Annotated in this window: 1 protein-coding gene; it reads left to right on the forward strand. The window is 75.5% G+C overall.

Annotated features, from left to right (window positions below):
- A partial coding sequence (locus tag AB0A94_RS38625) for an amino acid adenylation domain-containing protein (RefSeq protein ID WP_361751708.1) occupies nucleotides 1–2,373 on the forward strand: 2,373 nt, incomplete at both ends.

Here is a 2,373-nt window from a genome sequence, read left to right on the forward strand (position 1 = left end):
CGCTGCTGATGGAGCGCTCGCCGGAGGTCGTGACGGCGGTCCTCGGCGTGCTGAAGACCGGAGCGGCCTACGTGCCCCTCGACGGGAAGCTGCCCAGGGCCCGGCTGGCCTCGATGACACGGCTGGCGGGATGCCGTGTCGTGGTCACGGACGGCAGCACGGCCGTCGGCGGGCTGCCCGGGATCGAGCACGAGGTCGTGGCCGGCGACGACGACCGTCCGGAGGGGACGGAGACCCCCGTACGGGCCCCCGTCCCGAGCGTCCTGCCGGACAGCGCCGCGTACGTGATGTTCACCTCCGGCTCCACCGGCGAGCCGAAGGGCGTGGAGATCACCCACCGCGGAGTGGTGAGCCTGGCCACCGACCGCCGCTGGAACGCCGACGCCTCCCGCGCCGAAGCGCGCCCGCACCGGGTGCTGCTGCACTCGCCGTACGGCTTCGACCCGTCCACCTACGAGCTGTGGATGCCCCTGCTCGGCGGCGGGGAGGTCGTCGTCGCACCGCCCGGTGACCTGGACGTCCCCACCATCGCCCGTGCGCTGCGCACACACGGTGTGACCTCGCTGCTGCTGACCGCCGGACTCTTCCGCGTGGTGGCGGAGGAGGACCCCGGCTGCCTGGCGGGCGTCCGCGAGGTGCTGACCGGCGGCGACGTGGTCTCGTCGGCGTCCGTGCGGCGCGTCCTGAACGCGTGCCCGGACACGGTCGTCACCGACATCTACGGCCCGACCGAGATCACCCTGTTCGCGACCCAGCACGCCATGCGCGACGCGGCCCGGGTACCGGGCAACGTGCCCATCGGCCGCGCCCGCGACGGCATGCGCGCCTACGCGCTCGACGGCCGGCTGCGGCCGGTGCCACCCGGCGCGGTGGGCGAGCTGTACATCGCCGGTGACGCACTGGCCCGTGGCTACGCGCGCCGGTACGCGCTGACCGCGGAGCGCTTCGTCGCCGATCCGTTCGGTCCGGCCGGTACCCGCATGTACCGCACGGGCGACCTGGTGCGCTGGACGCCGGACGGGGTCCTGGAGTTCCTCGGCCGGGCCGACCACCAGGTCAAGATCCGCGGCTTCCGCATCGAACTCGGCGAGATCGAGGGCGTACTGGGCGAACAGGACGGGGTCGCCGACGCCGTGGTCCTCGTGCGGCAGGTCCCCTCCGGCGGCAAGCACCTCGTCGGCTACGTCGTGCCCGAACCGGGACGCGCGCCCGACCCCGCCACGCTCCGGGCGAACCTCGCCGAACGGCTGCCGGAGTACATGGTCCCCTCCGGCATCCTCCTGCTCGACGCGCTCCCGCTCACCGCGAACGCCAAGCTCGACCGCGCGGCCCTGCCCGTGCCCGACTTCACCGGCACCGCGGGCGCGGGGCGGGCACCGCGCACTCCTGCGGAGCGGACCCTGTGCGCCCTGTTCGCGGAGGTGCTGGGCGTCGGCGACGTGGGCGCGGACGACGGGTTCTTCGCGCTGGGCGGGGACAGCATCATGTCGATCCAGCTGGTCAGCCGGGCGCGGCGGGCCGGCCTGGCCCTCACCCCGCGCGCGGTCTTCGAACACCGCACGCCGGCCGCGCTCGCGGAGGTCTGCGGCACCGTCGGCGAGGAACCGGCGGACGCCGTCGAGGACGACGGCACGGGTCCGGTGGAGCCGACCCCGGTGATGCGCTGGCTGCGGGAGTGGCGGGGCACGGCGGCCGGTTTCCAGCAGTCGGTGTTCCTGCGGGTGCCGGCCGGGCTGGGGGAGGAGCGGCTCACGGCGGCGGTGCAGGCGCTGCTCGACCACCACGACGCGCTGCGGCTGCGGGTGTCCGCGGACTGGACGTCGGAGGTGGCCGAGCGGGGCTCGGTGGACGCCGTCCGGTGTGTGCGCCGGGTGTCCTCGGCCGACGCCGACGTGGTGGCCGAGGCGCGGGCCGCGGTGGCGCGGCTGGCGCCGGAGTCGGGCGTGATGGTGCAGGCGGTGTGGTTCGACGCGGGCGCGAAGGCGCCGGGCCGACTGCTGCTGACCGTGCACCACTTCGCCGTGGACGGGGTGTCGTGGCGCGTCCTGCTGCCGGACCTGCGGCAGGCGTGGGAGGCGGTGGCGGCGGGTGAGCAGGTGCGGCTGGACCCGGTGGGCACGTCGTTCCGGCGCTGGGCGGGACTGCTCCGCGAGCGGGCGCGGGACCCGCGGGTGACCGCCGAACTCGCGTACTGGCAGGAGACGTCGAGAAACGGCGAGCCGACGCTCGGCAGCCGGGCCCTGGACCCCGCGCGCGACACCGCCGGCACGGCACGACGGCTGACGGTGACGCTGCCGGAGGCGCACACGGGTCCGCTGCTGTCGTCCGTCCCGGCCGCCTTCCACGGCGGGGTCGACGACGTGCTGCTGGGCG

Origin of the sequence: Streptomyces sp. NPDC044984, from assembly GCF_040646935.1 — a bacterium.
Classification (GTDB): Bacteria; Actinomycetota; Actinomycetes; order Streptomycetales; family Streptomycetaceae; genus Streptomyces.